The organism is Niastella koreensis GR20-10 (genome assembly GCF_000246855.1).
In the GTDB taxonomy this organism is placed as follows: Bacteria; Bacteroidota; Bacteroidia; order Chitinophagales; family Chitinophagaceae; genus Niastella; species Niastella koreensis.
Genome location: NC_016609.1, coordinates 491,068 through 507,005, shown reverse-complemented (window position 1 = coordinate 507,005; position 15,938 = coordinate 491,068). Strand labels below are relative to the sequence as shown.

Sequence of the window (15,938 nt, the reverse complement as noted above, 5' to 3'; positions counted from 1 at the left end):
CCGGTATAACACCATGAAATAGAAAATAATCACTACTCATTGGAACCTGAGAAAACCCTGTATTCAGAAAAGAGATTATTGTATTGACACTTTACACTGATATACGTTTTTTACCCCCGGAGCTGTAATGCGCATCACATAAATACCAGGCGCCCAGCTGCTTTGGGTTGGAATGGTAACCGCTTGTTCTTTTGTTATCATTTGCAATTTTTGTACGCTCATTACTTCGCCCTGCATATTCATCAATTCCAGTTTGTATTCACCAGCCTGTTTTAAGGAAAGATTGGCCCGAACTGTATTGCCCTTCACCACCGGATTGGGATATATTTTGATATCCTTTTTCAGGACGGCAGGTTTCCAGTCATTGACGATTTTCTTTTTAGGCTTCTTATAAGCAACAACTACAACGCCGCCCGAAAATATATGATCAGAGATGTCCGATGCCGACATATTCACTTTTACATTCGTCCAATTGGTACTGCCATCAATCGTCACCGTTTGGGTAGTGTAACCAATGTACGATATGATCAGATCAACGGGTCTATCATCTTCGATCATCAAACCGAAATTCCCTAATGAATCGGAAACGGTGCCTATTGACTGGTCTTTCACAGAAATGCTGGCGCCGGCCAATGGATGCCTGGTAATACTACTGTCAAATACAACACCTTTTAGCTCCCTGGTCTTTGGCAATTTTATTTCGACCGTGCCGATTTCGCCCTGTGTTATTGGCGCTTTATCGGGAAGCAGTACTTCCGGCGTTTTTTTCTTTACTACCTGCGCATCTGTCTTAGTTACTAAAAAAGTAGCCAGCACTATGTTCCATACATACGCCCAGGCATAGCGCTTTTTGATTGCTGTTGGTTTCAGGTCCCTATTCAATTGATCGTTGAAGAACCGGCCACAGGTATGGGAAGACGCTTTGGCAAAATAATCCAGCAGCGCTGCATCGGTCATTAAGGTAAAATCAACCACTATTTTTTGGCACGATCCGCAAAAACGGCCCTGTTCCTGTGGCGTCATGTTTTGCCAGTTTTCGTGGCAGGGTTCGGGTATTCGTATTTGTATAGCTTTTGACATAAGGCACTGTTTAGTTATAGATGCAAACCGGGTTAAAATTCCATACGATCAAACAACAATTATTGCAACATCACTTTTCCCTCAAATACTTTCTTTGATTTGGGTGATGAAATGCGGACATAATAAATACCGGCACTCCATTTTGTTTGGGTATACAGATCGATCTGTTGTGCTTTTGTTTGCATAAACAGGGGTTGGATCAGCATTACCTGTCCGGTCGTACTAAGTAATTCAAGCCTGTACTCGCCTTCCTGGGGCAGACTCAATTTTACCTGAATGGCGTTGCCACGCATTACGGGATTTGGATAAATTGTCACTTCATTTTTCAAAACAGTGCTTTTCCATTTATCTATATAATCGCTATTAATGGTATCTCTTATTACTGCTTCTTTAATTATTGTTACCAGCCCTGTGGTATAGCTCTTCCTGCAAATTAACCCATAGCCACTCACGGTTACCTTCGCTAAATTGTCAAAAGCCGGTTTTAACGATACCTGTATATTCTCCCAATTAGCCGTTTTAAACAGCAATAGGGTTTGTTTTTCATAACCAATAGCACTAACCTCTACTTCCAGGGTGTTCTTCTTTTCCACACGCAATTGAAATTTACCCGCGGTATCGGCACTTGTGCCATTCAGCGTGCTTTTAATACTAATACTGGCCCCGGATACCGGCTGGTTAGTCTGCGCATCCAGCACTACACCTTTCATCTTTACCGGAATAACAGCATCAACTGGATTAACAACCCACTCACCCATCGTAAGATTTCCTTTGAACGTAGTTTTAATAACCGGCGGCTTTTTTACCTGAGGCTTACCCTGGGCGTAAGATTTGGTTACCAACACGGAGGCTAACAATACATTCCAAACATATACCCAGGTGATCCGTTTGCGGGTGGGCGGTGCGGTCAATTCTTTATTCAACTGGTCGTTTGCAAAACGGCCACATACCTGCTGACTGGCTTTTGAAAAATACTCCAGCACTTCTTTATCGGTCATCACACTAAAATCCACCACTACTTTTTGGCAGGAACCGCAAAAACGGCCCTGTTCCTGTGGCGTCATGTTCTGCCAGTTTTCGTGGCAGGGTTCGGGGATGTTCAGGAGTAAGGATTTTGGCATATAGCAAGTATTTATCAGGTAGATGTAGCCGCTCAAAAAATTACATACGGGCGATTCAAAAAAATTGCCCCCTGCCCGGTTCAACCATCTTATCAAATACCTACGCTACTTACTGTATCTTTTGTTAATTTTAGCCGTCGGTGGCATTTATAAAGAACATACCAACCAATGAGTTACCAGATAAAGAGCTGGTGGCCCTGTTCCGCACTTCCCGTAACATGGAGGTGCTGGCTGTTCTTTTTCAACGGTACATGGACCTCCTGTACGGCGTATGCCTGAAATACCTGAAACAGCCTGAAACGGCCAAGGACGCCGTTATGCAAATTTTTGAGGAGCTGGTGGTAAAGCTGCCCAAACACGAGGTGGACAATTTTAAAAGCTGGTTGTATACCCTGGCTAAAAACCACTGCCTCATGCAGTTACGTACCCCTAAAAACCTGAAAACAACAGAATTTAATCCAGACAGTATGCAATTGGAAGAAGAAATGCATCTGAATGGCATACAGCTGAAGGAAGAGAACCTGCAAAAGCTGGAACGTTGTTTGGAAACCCTGTCAACGGAGCAAAAGAAATCGGTAGAATTGTTCTACCTGCAAAATAAATGCTATAAAGAAATTGCCGAAGAAACCGGGATTGAATGGAATAAAGTTCGCAGCTTTATCCAGAATGGCCGGCGCAATTTGAAGATATGTATGGAAAAGGGTGTGGAATTGGAAATGAGAAACGAGAAATGAAGAATTAGAAATGAATAAGGGGTAAGGTTGAAACCTCCTCCTGTTATGAATCACAATAAGGAACATATTATCCAGTACACGGCAGCAGATATCCAGCGATATGTGCAGGGGAAACTGTCTGCCCGGGAAATGCACGCTATGGAAAAAGCGGCGCTGGATGACCCGTTCCTGGCCGATGCCATAGAAGGCCTGCAACAGGCTTTTGACGAACATGAAGAAAACCAGGTAACTGGCCAGCTGCAACAATTACAACAGCAATTTCAGGCCAAAACCACCCCTTCGGCCAATGTGGTGGCGTTTAAGCCATTCCGGTACTGGCAGGCAGCTGCAGCCGCCGTGGTGGTGATTATTGTGGGGGTATGGATCTATAGCCTGCTGTCAGATTCTTCTAAAGAAAAAAGCAGCGCCCCGGTAATTGCCAAAACAGAAGAATACAAGAGCCGGCAACAGGAAGCCGCGCCTGTTTTACCGGATGAAAATACGGCTACCGTAAGCACCGATTCTTCACCGGCTAAAACTGTTGAGGCGCATAAAAATAAAGTACCTGTCGCTACAGGAAGTTATTATAGCAAAACACCAGCAAATGACCAGGTTCTGGTTCAGGAAAAGAAACCCGAACCAACTCCGGCTGCCGCCGCCCCCGTACAAAACGAGATCACTGTAACGAGCCCCAATCAGGATACGGTTAAACAGGGCAATGTTTCTTATTGGGGCAGAGCAAAAGAAGCTGATAATGACCTGGGTGTTGCAAAACAGGAAGCAGCCGCACCCCCGGTAGCATCCGGTTCTATGCCCCAACTTAGAAGGGCCAAAAAAGAATCGACCTATAACAATGTTTACAGAGACCGGGAAACAGAACTGATAACCATTGGAGGAAAGGACAGCCTTAAAAAAGCAAAAGACATTAGCAATGACCTCACTGGTGTTATTAAAGGGCAGGTAACAGACCAAAACAGTAACCCTATTGCCAATGCGTATCTGCAGCTCCCCAAAAACAACAATAATTTTGTTACTGATAAAACCGGTTTCTTTAAAATACCGGTGTCCGATTCGGTAGTAGATGTGGCAGTGAACGTAGCAGGTTATGGCACCCAGAATTTCAGGTTGGAAAACAATGCCACCATGAACCAGTTACAACTGCAGCCGGCCAATGCAGCCATTGCTTCAAACGACCTTGGAGTAAGCAAATATAAAGCTGCCATTGCCAATAAATTGCCCAACAATATTGTAAACGATGCAGAACCAACAGGCGGTTGGTTTGCGTTTGAACAATACCTCGAAAAAAACAAGAAACCAACAGTCAACAACACCTCCCCTGGTCAGGTAATTGTTTCTTTTGAGGTAAATAAAAAAGGAGAATTATCCGGATTCAAAATAGAACAATCGCTCTCCAAAGCGTGTGACGACGAAGCCATCCGGCTTATTATGCAAGGTCCTTCCTGGAAGTTAATGAAAAAAGTACGCAAAGCAAGGGTAACAGTGATCGTGCGATTTTAATGATCCGTTCATCCAACATTCTCCCGGTATCATTCTATTATAGCTTACTTTCGCGCAAATTCATGAATGATGAAAAAGACATGTTTGATTGTATGCATGCTTGCGTTTGCTATTGCTACCAACGCACAATTAAAAACACCCGCTCCTTCGAGCACACAAACCATTAAGCAGGATTTCGGTCTCGGTTCTATTGAACTGTCATACAGCCGCCCGGGCATGAAAGGCCGCAAAATATTTGGCGACCTGGTGCCTTTTGGCAAAGTATGGCGTACCGGCGCCAACGGCGCTACCACGCTTACCTTTGCTGATGAAGTATCAATTGGGGGCACCAAAATACCTGCGGGCAAATATGGCTTATTAACTATTCCCGACAAAGATTCCTGGACCATCATCATCACCAAACAGCTGGATGTTACCCAACCTGCTGCCTACAAACAGGAGAATGATGTTGTACGTGTGCAGGCCAAACCCATGAGCGTAAAAGATAAAGCAGAAAATTTTACCATGCAGTTTGCCAATGTAACGTCAAGCACCATTGAATTGCATATGATGTGGGACAAAACAGAGGTGGTCCTGCCCGTCACAACTGATGTAGACAGCAAAGTAATGGCCCAGATAAACGAGGCACTGAAAACCGATGATGCAAAAACGCCTTATTTTAATGCAGCCCTGTATTACATGGATAATGGCAAGGACCTGAACAAGGCGCTGGAGTGGTTCAACAAATCGGTACAGCAAAATCCCAAAGCATTTTGGGCTTATTACCAACGTGCCAATTGTATGGCCAAACTGGGTAAAAAACAGGATGCTATTGAATCAGCAAACAAGTCAATCGAGCTGGCAAAAGAAGCCAAGAACGATGATTATGTAACTCTGAATCAAAAATTACTGGTTACCCTTAAGTAATTATTATTCATATTATTAGATGGGCCGTTCTTTGCAGGACGGCCCATTTTTTTGGCTGGAATAAAACAATGTCTTAAATTACGTAATCAATTACATAATTAATTAAACAATGGACTTCTATAACAATGCCGGCAAAATGGCGCTCGGTAGCCGGCTGCGCCGGTTAAGCGATCAGATTACAGAGGATGCGGGCCAGGTTTACAAAATGTACAATGTAGCCTTACAGCCTAAATGGTTCCCGGTTTTTCATGCCTTATCGCAGGGCAACGAAAAAACAATCACGGCTATTGCCGAGGAGATTGGCCATTCGCACCCATCGGTAAGTACTATCATCAGGGAAATGGTGAAACAGGGTCTGGTTATTGAAAAAAATGACAAGCAGGATGGCCGTAAAACGGTAGTGGGGCTTTCAAAAAAAGGAAAAGAGATTATAAAAGATATTGCCCCGCAATACACCGATGTGACCGCTGCTATTGAAGCCGCGCTTTCGCAAACCCACTACGATCTTTGGAAGGCTATAGAAGAATGGGAATTTTTATTAAACCAGAAATCATTATTACGCAGGGTGCAGGAACAAAAGAAGCTGCGCGAAAGCCAGGATGTACAGATCGTGGATTATACGCCCGCTTACCAGGAGGCCTTTAAACAATTAAATGAGGAATGGATCTCGAAATATTTTAAAATGGAAGCGGCCGATCATAAAGCGCTTGACCATCCGCAAAAGAACATCATTGATAAAGGGGGGCACATTTTCGTAGCGCTGTATAACAGCGAACCCGTTGGCGTATGCGCCCTGATGAAAATGGATGATCCCGATTATGAATATGAAATGGCCAAGATGGCGGTATCGCCGGCTGCACAGGGCAAAAGCATTGGCTGGCTGTTGGGTAAAGCTGTAGCTGAAAAAGCCAGATCGCTGGGTGCGAAAAAGCTTTACCTCGAAAGCAATACGGTATTACAACCTGCTGTCAATCTCTATTACAAATTAGGATTTCAGAAAGTAGTAAGAAGAGCAACGCCTTACGAACGGTGTAATATTCAGATGGAATTGGCGTTGGTTTAGTTGACGAGTTAACAGGTTGACATGTTGACAAGTTGGAAGAAGGCTAAGTTGAATTAAAAACGAGGTTGATTGAGTTGATAAGGTTGATAAAGGCGGTAATGCTTTCGGCTTTCAGCCTATATTTGCTTATAGCTTAAAGTTAATGGCTTATGGCTGGTTTTCCCACTGCCGATTGCCGAAAGAACAATACATGGGCCAACCCGGCAAACACGATAACACAAACAGCGCCAATCACATTTAACCACAAGAACGAAAACAGTTTAAAACTATAAACAACTATTACGATTATTTCGGCCAGGATGGCGCCGGCAAAAACGGCATGCCCTCCTACCCTTTTCAGGTAAAAGGCAACCAGGAAAATGCCCAGGATGGTGCCATAAAACCAGGAACCGAGAATATTCACGGCTTCAATTAAACTGTTGCCCAGGTTATAGCTAAACTGGGCTACCACAATACAAAACAGTCCCCAGATCAAGACATAGGTTTGCGACCAGCGATATTCCTGCAATGGCGTAGCCGGTCTTTTTGACAAACGCTTATGAAAGTCAACCATGGTGCAGGATGCCAGCGCATGTAATGACGCCGCAATACTGCTCCACGATGCCAGAAAGATGATTGCAATGATAAGTCCCACCAAGCCATTGGGTAAATAGTCGCCTACAAACCGTAAAAAAATGTAGTTGGTATCATTGCCTTCGCTTTCGGGAATGGTTTTCTTTACAATGTTCTGAATGGAATCGCGAACCAATTGGGCCTGTTGCTGCTGACCCTGTAACCGGGTTCTTAACTGATCAACTTCCGGTTTATTATCCTGTTTTAAGGCAGCGCCCAATGCTGTTACCGTATTTCTCTTTTCATTTTGGATCTGCTGGAATTGCTGGTTGGCGGCGGCAAACTCTTTGGCATTTACACTGTGCTGCACGGTTTTTTCCTGTGCCAGGTTAAAATAAGCCGGCGCTTTATTGAACTGGTAAAAGGCAAATAAGAAAACCCCAATAAGCAAAATGCCAAATTGCAAGGGCACTTTTACCAATCCGTTCAACAGCAAGCCGATCTTGCTTTCCTGTTCGTTACGAGCCGTTAAATAACGGCCTACCTGGCTTTGATCGGTACCGAAATAACTGAGGGCTAAAAAGAAACCACCAATTACCCCACTCCAGATGTTGTATTTGTCTTTCCAGTCGAACCCTTTTTCAGTAAAGCCTGTTGTAATCACATTCAACCGGCCCGATTTGCCACCGATATGCAAAGCCTCTGTAATGCCTATGCCCTGCGGTAACATTTTCAATGCCCACCAGGCGGCAATAAACATAGCTGCATAAATAATTATGAACTGCAATTGCTGCGTATAAGCTACTGCCCTGGCGCCACCGCTTACTGTATAAATGATCAGCAGACCGCCCATGAATAAATTGGTGTAGGTAATATCCCACCCAAGCATACTGTGTAATACAATAGCAGGGGCAACAATGCTGATGCCGGTTCCAATGCCTCGTGATAGCAGGAATAAAAATGAAGTTAGCAAACGGGTCTTTAAATCGAACCGTGTTTCCAGGTATTCGTAGGCGGTAAATATTTTCAGTTTATGAAAAACGGGCACAAAGGCAATACACACCACAACCATGGCGAATGGCAGCCCGAAATAATATTGTACAAACCGCATTCCATCGCTATAGGCCTGGCCCGGCGCAGTTAAAAAAGTAATAGCGCTGGCCTGGGTGCCCATAATGCTCAGCAACACGATCCACCAGGGCATTTGCCGGTTGCTTAATAAATACCCTTCCAGGTTTTTTGACGTACGACTACGATATACCCCATACACAATAATGAGCAGCAGGGTAAGCACAAGTACTGTCCAGTCTAACCGGGAAAAATTCATGCAAAGTGTTTTGTGAAAAAATAAAACAGCACTATCAGTAACAACAGGAACCCGATCACCAGCCAGTACCAGTAACTCCACTTTTTAAACACGGGTATTTTTTCCTCAGTTGCCATATATATGAGTTGATCTATTATTTCTTTTTATTAGAAACAACCGCGAATGCCATAATCACCAGTAAAAATCCTAACGCCAGCCCTACAGTCATTTTCTTGATCAGTTTGCCCAGCACAAGCCCTAACCCAATAGCTACAATGAAAAACCATTCACGCTTTGATAATGGAGTCATCTAAAAACCCTTCTTTTTATTTAATGCAATAATATTGGCCAGCAACCTGTAGGCGCCGGGCACCCCAGCCGGCAATTCCCTAAAGAACACCAGACCGGTATATACAAATTTACCTTTACCGTAGTTGGCAATGATCAGGCTGCCTTTCTGTTCTTTTTCATTCGGATCGGCCATTGACAGGGGCGTCTCATAAGCGGGATCTAATTGTTCGGCAAAATAAATACCTCTTTCCTGTACCCAGTTATCAAAATCTTTAGCTGTGATCTTATTCGGATAGTTCAACACCGCATGGTCGGGCAAGGTAAAGTTTACAGTTGCTTTTTCATCGGTAACCCGGCTGCGTGAAACAGTAAAGGGATAGGGCCCTATGTTTGAAGATACTGAACTTATATTATTAGCCGTATTGTATTGAACAATGAGGTTACCGCCGTTCTTTACATAATCCATCAGCACTTCATGCTTTCCTTCCAGGTATTCGTGCACATTGTAAGCACGTACACCGGTGATCACGGCATCAAACTGTTTTAATTGCAGGGGCGTAATGTCTTTTTCATCGAGCACCGTCACATCATATCCCATCTGCCTCAGTGAAATGATTACTTTGTCACCTGCGCCTTCAATATAACCGATCTTTTTACCAACCGTTTTGATATCTATGTTCAACACCTTGATGGCATCCTGGTAAAAGTAATGGATGTAAGGAATATGATCGTACCGGATGTTGTTCAAATTTAAATAAGCCGGTTGTTCTTCTGTGCCGTTTTTCAATTCAACAAAGGCCTGCACAAAATCCTGTTCTTTTTCCTTCAGCATGCTGTTGTCGATGTTGAAAATATACTCCCGTTGCGTACCGGGCAACATATTAAAGCTGCTGTCGGTTTTGGTAGTATTGCTATACGAGAGCCGTTTTGAGATGCTGGCTTTGTAGTTGGTAAATTTTTTATTGGCGGTTACAGTAATGGCAACTTCAGCAGCCTGCTTTTCTCCTTTACGGAAAATAATAATGCTGGGGTCTGTGGTTACAGTAGATGAAGGCACTACTACCAGTGGTTCATACAATTCTCCTTTCACGGGGTCGGTATGTTTATACAGCACCGGTTTGGTAAAGGAGAAAGTTTGTGCGGCAATAACCACGTCAAAGCGGGCCTGGTAAGGCGCATCGTTCTGCGGTTTGCCTATCGATTGCTGGTCGTCTACGGTAAAAGAGCCATCGCCCATTTTCTTTTCCAGCCAGTATGGTTGCGAAATGGGTTTGGTGGTAAACACATAGAAAGTCCTTTGCAGGTTTATATTCCGGTTCTTATCCAGGCTCATATTCAGGGTGGTGTCCAGCACATCGAGATTGATCTTATTCAATTGCATGGGTACCCCCAGGCGATTGTTGAGCACGATATTGATCTTAACTGAATCTCCCTGTACAACCATTTCATTATTGGTGCTTGCTTCCAGCCACAAGCCGCTGCAGGCTTCTACCAGGCGTTGCACTTCTTCCATTTTCTGCTTCTTCCAGTAGCCATCTTTCAATGCCTGTAACGATTTGTATAAATTCACCAGGGCAGGGATCGAGTTCTGCGGTTCTGCCAATGAATAGTTCTTAAGAATATCATCTATCTGTGCATCTATTTCTGCGCCACCCTCTACTTTTGACCAGTTTACATTCACGCCATCCATCAGGTCGTTTTGCATAGGCTCGCCTTCAGTGAGCGTAAAATACTCCAACTGGGCGCCGCGGCCGCCTGGCACACCAAAACCCTGGCTCTTATGCATACTGCGGCTTTCGGCAGCTATTTCGCCATAACTTTTTCCTACCAGCGCGTTGTAACCACCTACCTCTATTTTCAATTGGTCGTTGCTGGTTGTATTGGTACTGCCAAAATTGAACGTGTTCCACATTATGCGTTTTACCTTCCAGGGCTGAACGCCGTATTTAAATTGTTCGGGAAAACGATTGGGATCGGCTGCTGCTTTAAAAGCTTCGTGGGCAATCACTGCAGAAGCAGAGTGATGGCCGTGACCGGCCCGGCTGTCTTCCGGGAAACGGGTAATAATAATATCGGGTTGAAATTTACGGATGATCCAAACCGCATCGCTGAGGATCTTTTCCTTTCCCCATTTTTCCAGTGCTTCATCGGTGCTTTTACTGAACCCAAAATCAAAGGCCCGGCTAAAGAATTGTTCAGCGCCATCGGTACGGCGGGCCGCCAGTAATTCCTGGGTGCGGATCAACCCCAGGTCAATGCCCTGTTCGTCGCCAATGAGGTTTTGCCCGCCATCGCCGCGGGTGAGCGATAAATAACCGGTGCGGTACATTCGATCGCGGGCCAGCCAGGCCAGCAAACGGGTATTTTCATCATCCGGGTGGGCTGCCATATACAGCACCGACCCTAATACTTTCAATTTCTTTAATTGCAGAAAAATATCGGCCGAAGTATAAGAAGGGGGCGTTTGTGCCGATACGGGTAACACATACAGTAATGCAAGCAATATAAGCAATCGCCTGGGGTATAATTCATTCATTCGTCGTATTGTTTTGAGTATTAACCGGGGGCAAAATAACGTAATGAAGGTGAGTGTGCCAATCCGCTGGTAAATTTTAACACTAAGAATATCGAATATTGAATATCCAACATTTCTATTGTCCTACCATAAACACCGCATTACTGAACAGGAGTTTTCCATTTTCCCAGAAACTTCTGAACAGCGGGTCATCGGCCAGGTAAATTACATTGCCCTGCCCCATATCCTGCACCCCGAATAACAACCCGTCTTTCAACTTATCCTTCAGTTTTGAGCCAACAAAACCAGCTACCTGGTTGTCTTTCCTTATCACGCCTACGTTCCAGCCCATATCTTTAAAAAACTCTAAAATGGTGTTATCCTGTTTGAGGGTATAATACGCATCATCGTAACCAAATGCCAGGGGGTGTGAGTTATCCAGTTCCACTTTGTAAATGGAACCGGGATTGAACCCGGGAATAAAATCGCGCTCGCGGTTCTCATAGCGACGGAGCATACTGTAATCTTCTTTTTTGTCATCGGGTTTATCGCTTTTGTCGTCCTCGCTCTTCTTTATTTTAATACCCCATTCGGCGGAAGCCAGTTGCCCTACGGCGCTTTCGATGGCTATCAGCCGGCCTCCACTGCTCACCCAGTCTTTCAGGGCATCGTTCATCGTGCGGTCTGCCAGAAAGCGATAATTACCATCGGGCATGATGAGCACATCCAGCTCGCGCAGCATGTTCTTGCTCAAATCATTTGCCCAAATAATATTTACCGGGTAATTGATCTGCGTATCGAAGAAGTGCCATATTTCACCCATACTTAATGAAGAAACGCCTTCACCGGCCAGCAACCCGATCTTTGGGGCCGTCATACCGTGTACTTTTTCTGACCCAAAATCAAAGCCTTTATCAACAAAAGAAGATGAAACGGAGATGTAACCAATACCGGCCTTTTGTGCAGCGGCACTGATAATTCCGCCCAATGAAGCACCCAGCGACTGATTACTGGTGCGGGTTATAATAAGTGTGCCCTTGTCAAAATCCTCATTGCCGGCCTTGAACGGTTGTTCGGCATACCGCACTTTTACTTTTTTCTGTAAAATGGCGCTTAGGAACTGCACACTGTTTAACCCATTCCAGCGAATCAACCAGGCCACACTGTTCTCGCCATTCAACGCTTTTACTTTGGGTTTATCCGGTTCAGTCGTTCTTGTAACCCCACTCACATAGTTGCTTAATCCATAAGTAGTGAGGCCGTATACAAAAGGAACTGACCAGGCGGTAATATCATAGGTAACCGAGTCGCTCAGGTGAGAATTACGCTCAAAAAGAACTTTCAACAGGTTGGCATTGGGTTGATTGGCATTGATAACAATATCAAGGCTATCCGTTTTTACCGTTCCTGATTTACCGGTAAAATAATTGATGCCGGTATAACTGGCATTTACAGCTTTGCACCATTCTATATTATTACGGTTAAGCAATTGTTGCAATCTTACAATCTTACAACCTTCATCTGCTTTTATTACATACGCTTTAAACTCACCGGGCGGGGTGGTGCGCGCTTTGTCGTAGTACTTTTTAAATTCCTGCACCAGTTTTGTTGCATTTTGTGCTGACGTCTCAATGGTGCTCATACCGGTGGTGAAGTGATGGTACAGGCGGTCCCACAAAGTAAGCGTGTCGCCATCGCGATTGATAACGGCGGCGCCGCCGCGGCTATGGCCTCCCTGTTCAAAGGTCATCCCAATGCCACCCCGGTACAGCGGGTAAGTATCGCCATAACTGGGGTAGAAAAGATCAAAACGCTCTTTAGTAAAAAACAGCCAGCCATTCTGGTCAAAATAGTGGGCATTGTTCTTTCCTATGATCGTTTGAAACTCGCGTTGCCAGGGCGTTATTACCTCATGGTAGGGCTCTGCAGCCGGCGCAAAATAATATGGATTGTTATACAGTTGTTCGTGATAATCAACATGCACCTGCGGCAACCACATATTGTATTTTATAATGCGCTGTTGCGTTTCAACCTGCGTTTGCCAGGCCCAGTCGCGGTTCAGGTCAAAATAATAGTGATTGGCCCTGCCGCCTGGCCAGGGTTCTGTATGTTCGCGGGTAAAGGGCTGCGGATTTGGGTTCACGCCCACTACAGAATTAAACCAGTTCACATACCGGTCGCGGCCATCGGGATTAATACAGGGATCTATAATAACGACGGTGTGCTGCAGCCACTCTTTTGTTTTTGCATTGGCCGGGTTTACCAGTTCGTACAGGGTAAGCAGGGCTGCTTCTGAGGAAGAGGTTTCATTGCCATGCACATTATAACTCAACCAAACAATGGCCGGTCCTTTTTCATCAGGGGCCATTTTATCCGGGCTCATGCCCGCCAGCCGCAGGTTGTTTTTTCTGATGTCTTCCAGGCGGGCCAGGTTGGCGGGCGCTGTTACAAATAATAATATTAAGGGGCGGCCTTCATTGGTAGTTCCATACTGTTCCAGTTTTACCATTTCCGGGGCCGTTTCAGCTACCTGCCTGCAATAATTTACTATGTTAAAATGGGGCGTATACCGGGAACCTAATTTATAGCCAAGGAACTGATCGGGCGATTTTACCTGTGCCAAAGCCAAACCGGAGATGATCAAAAACAATGCTACGCAAGCAGGAACTTTCGTCATAATTGCAAGAATGTACTGTGAAAGTAACTAAATCGGGGTTAAAAGAAAAAAGCACCTCACCGTGGTGAAATGCTTTTATTTTCTCATGTGACCACTAAGAGTTTATAATGACACAAGTATAACTTGCGCTAGTGATCATTGTGATTGGGCAGATGTCACTACCTGACCTGTCTGCTGTTTATGGAAGCGTCTGCGTAAAAATTAGTGTTGAAAATATCCCCGGCCTGTCTGAATAACGTGATGGGTGCAAAAACCCGCAAAACACATGGGAGCTGAGATGATACATGGAAGGTTGCTATACGCTGTGAACAATTGCGTTTTCTCATAAGCTCATGTGGTTTGGTCCCCGTAAACAGTTTTTGTTAGTGTTCTAAAATTATAACATTTAACTCAATAATAAAAAAAACGAGTAGCTAATTTTGGTTCGTTAATTTTAGCTACTCAACTTTTGTTCAATATGAAAGCTTCTTTTTTATACACATTTCCGTTAGTCCTGTTGTCCATGGCCTGTTTCGGTCAGCGTTCCGGCACATCGGTGCCTGTTAACCCATATGAATACACTATACAAAAAAAGATAACAGGTTCAACCGGGGCCGTTGTTTCGGCCCACCCGCTGGCCAGTGAAATTGGCGTTGCCATTATGAAACAGGGCGGTAATGCTATTGATGCGGCCATTGCCACACAGCTGGCGCTGGCTGTAGTCTATCCCGCAGCAGGGAATATTGGCGGTGGTGGTTTTACGGTCATCAGACTGGCAAACGGTTCAAACGTTACCATCGATTACCGCGAAAAGGCGCCGGCTAAGGCATACCGTGATATGTACCTCGATAAACAAGGCAATGCCCAAACAGAATTAAGTCAGAATGGTCATTTATCATCAGGCGTTCCCGGCACCATTGCGGGTTTGTTCGACTGTATGAAATACGCCAAACTGCCTTTTAAAAAGTTAATCCAGCCTGCTATTGACCTGGCCGAAAAAGGATTTGCCATAACCGAAGGTGAAGCCAGAAGCCTGAATGGCACAGCAGCGCTTTTTACCAAATACAATACAGTTATTCCTGTTTTTGTAAAACAAACCAAATGGAAGGCCGGCGATACCCTGGTTCAGCACGACCTGGCCAATACATTGAAACGCATTCGCGATAAAGGCAAAGCGGGTTTTTACGAAGGGGAAACCGCCCGGCTCATCGTGGAAGAAATGAAACGCGCCAATGGGATCATCAGCTATGAGGACCTGAAAAATTACGAAGCCAAAGAACGCGAACCGGTTGTTTTTGACTACAAAACATATAAGATAATTACTATGCCGCTGCCAGGCAGCGGCGGCGTGCTGTTACCACAAATGATGCATATGATCGAAGATAAGCCGGTGAAGGAATATGGATTTTTGTCGGCCCAGGCTGTGCAGCTGATGACCGAAATTGAACGCCGCGCCTATGCAGACCGCGCTAAATTCCTGGGTGATGCTGACTTTTACAAAGTGCCGGTAAAAAAACTCACCAGCAAAGCTTATGCTGCTGATAGAATGAAGGATTATAACCCGAAAACAGCCGGTAACAGTCAGGCAATTCAGGCTGGTATAATCCCCGAAAGCGAAGAAACCACGCATTTCAGTGTATGTGACAAAGACGGGAACGCGGTATCAGTGACCACTACCCTAAATGGTGGTTATGGCAGCAAGACTGTAGTAGGCGGCGCCGGCTTTTTACTGAATAACGAAATGGACGATTTCAGTATAAAACCAGGCGTACCCAATATGTACGGAGCGGTAGGCGCCGATGCCAATGCAATAGCTCCCGGCAAACGCATGCTCAGCTCCATGACACCCACTATTGTTTTAAAAAATAACAAACCTTATGTAGTGGTTGGTACGCCAGGCGGCACTACTATCACCACCTCTGTGTTTCAAACGCTGGTAGATATTCTTGAATTTGATATGAGCCCAGACGATGCAGTGAACAAACCCAAATTTCACCATCAATGGCTGCCCGACCAGGTTGATGTAGAAGCCGAATTTCCTCAAGCCGTACGGGAGCAGTTACAGCAAATGGGATACAAGGTTGTCCAACGCGGTCATATCGGCCGTACCGAAGTAATAAAAATTGAGAACGGTAAAATTGAAGCAGTGGCCGATAACCGTGGCGATGACGCGGCGGCAGGTTATTAACCCCGGCCCCTAAAGGGAAGTTTCTCCAT

Annotated in this window: 11 protein-coding genes; 5 read left to right on the top strand and 6 right to left on the bottom strand. The window is 44.9% G+C overall.

What is annotated here, in order from left to right:
- Window positions 1–75 precede the first annotated feature (75 nt).
- Both NIAKO_RS02040 and NIAKO_RS02035 read right to left on the bottom strand, forming a co-directional pair.
- Window positions 76–1,080 (bottom strand): T9SS type A sorting domain-containing protein, encoded by a 1,005-nt coding sequence (locus NIAKO_RS02040; protein WP_014216727.1) that lies wholly within the window; start codon window positions 1,078–1,080, stop codon window positions 76–78.
- 59 nt (window positions 1,081–1,139) lie between these two features.
- Entirely contained in the window at window positions 1,140–2,201 is a 1,062-nt protein-coding gene (locus tag NIAKO_RS02035; RefSeq protein ID WP_014216726.1) for a T9SS type A sorting domain-containing protein, read from the bottom strand.
- A 140-nt stretch (window positions 2,202–2,341) separates the two neighbouring features.
- Between NIAKO_RS02035 and NIAKO_RS02030 the strand changes: the two genes are divergently transcribed.
- From NIAKO_RS02030 to NIAKO_RS02015, 4 genes are all read left to right on the top strand, one after another.
- Window positions 2,342–2,935 (top strand): RNA polymerase sigma factor, encoded by a 594-nt coding sequence (locus tag NIAKO_RS02030; protein WP_014216725.1) that lies wholly within the window; start codon window positions 2,342–2,344, stop codon window positions 2,933–2,935.
- 45 nt (window positions 2,936–2,980) lie between these two features.
- Window positions 2,981–4,432 carry a carboxypeptidase-like regulatory domain-containing protein gene (locus NIAKO_RS02025; protein ID WP_014216724.1) on the top strand — a complete coding sequence of 484 codons (1,452 nt, stop codon included), beginning with the start codon at window positions 2,981–2,983 and terminating at the stop codon, window positions 4,430–4,432.
- 66 nt (window positions 4,433–4,498) lie between these two features.
- Entirely contained in the window at window positions 4,499–5,338 is an 840-nt protein-coding gene (locus NIAKO_RS02020) for a DUF2911 domain-containing protein (protein WP_014216723.1), read from the top strand.
- A gap of 109 nt (window positions 5,339–5,447) precedes the next feature.
- Entirely contained in the window at window positions 5,448–6,401 is a 954-nt protein-coding gene (locus tag NIAKO_RS02015) for a bifunctional helix-turn-helix transcriptional regulator/GNAT family N-acetyltransferase (RefSeq protein ID WP_014216722.1), read from the top strand.
- A gap of 139 nt (window positions 6,402–6,540) precedes the next feature.
- On the opposite strand, the gene NIAKO_RS02010 is transcribed toward NIAKO_RS02015, so the two are convergent.
- From NIAKO_RS02010 to NIAKO_RS02000, 4 genes are all read right to left on the bottom strand, one after another.
- A complete protein-coding gene (locus NIAKO_RS02010) occupies window positions 6,541–8,280 on the bottom strand; it encodes a sodium:solute symporter family protein (protein ID WP_014216721.1) in 1,740 nt (579 codons plus the stop codon).
- A gap of 133 nt (window positions 8,281–8,413) precedes the next feature.
- A complete protein-coding gene (locus NIAKO_RS38335; protein ID WP_014216720.1) occupies window positions 8,414–8,569 on the bottom strand; it encodes a hypothetical protein in 156 nt (51 codons plus the stop codon).
- Window positions 8,570–11,086, bottom strand: coding sequence for a PIG-L family deacetylase (locus NIAKO_RS02005; RefSeq protein WP_014216719.1), 2,517 nt, complete (start codon window positions 11,084–11,086; stop codon window positions 8,570–8,572).
- A 115-nt stretch (window positions 11,087–11,201) separates the two neighbouring features.
- A complete protein-coding gene (locus NIAKO_RS02000) occupies window positions 11,202–13,742 on the bottom strand; it encodes a M14 metallopeptidase family protein (protein WP_014216718.1) in 2,541 nt (846 codons plus the stop codon).
- A 457-nt stretch (window positions 13,743–14,199) separates the two neighbouring features.
- On the opposite strand from NIAKO_RS02000, the gene ggt reads away from it, so the two are divergent.
- Window positions 14,200–15,909 carry a gamma-glutamyltransferase gene (gene ggt / locus NIAKO_RS01995; protein WP_014216717.1) on the top strand — a complete coding sequence of 570 codons (1,710 nt, stop codon included), beginning with the start codon at window positions 14,200–14,202 and terminating at the stop codon, window positions 15,907–15,909.
- The last annotated feature ends 29 nt before the right edge of the window (window positions 15,910–15,938 follow it).

Coding starts and splice junctions, on each gene's coding strand:
- NIAKO_RS02040 (WP_014216727.1), bottom strand. CDS start 1,080: ATGTCAAAAGCTATACAAATACGAATACCCGAACCCTGCCACGAAAAC.
- NIAKO_RS02035 (WP_014216726.1), bottom strand. CDS start 2,201: ATGCCAAAATCCTTACTCCTGAACATCCCCGAACCCTGCCACGAAAAC.
- NIAKO_RS02025 (WP_014216724.1), top strand. CDS start 2,981: ATGAATCACAATAAGGAACATATTATCCAGTACACGGCAGCAGATATC.
- NIAKO_RS02020 (WP_014216723.1), top strand. CDS start 4,499: ATGATGAAAAAGACATGTTTGATTGTATGCATGCTTGCGTTTGCTATT.
- NIAKO_RS02015 (WP_014216722.1), top strand. CDS start 5,448: ATGGACTTCTATAACAATGCCGGCAAAATGGCGCTCGGTAGCCGGCTG.
- NIAKO_RS02010 (WP_014216721.1), bottom strand. CDS start 8,280: ATGAATTTTTCCCGGTTAGACTGGACAGTACTTGTGCTTACCCTGCTG.
- NIAKO_RS38335 (WP_014216720.1), bottom strand. CDS start 8,569: ATGACTCCATTATCAAAGCGTGAATGGTTTTTCATTGTAGCTATTGGG.
- NIAKO_RS02005 (WP_014216719.1), bottom strand. CDS start 11,086: ATGAATGAATTATACCCCAGGCGATTGCTTATATTGCTTGCATTACTG.
- NIAKO_RS02000 (WP_014216718.1), bottom strand. CDS start 13,742: ATGACGAAAGTTCCTGCTTGCGTAGCATTGTTTTTGATCATCTCCGGT.
- ggt (WP_014216717.1), top strand. CDS start 14,200: ATGAAAGCTTCTTTTTTATACACATTTCCGTTAGTCCTGTTGTCCATG.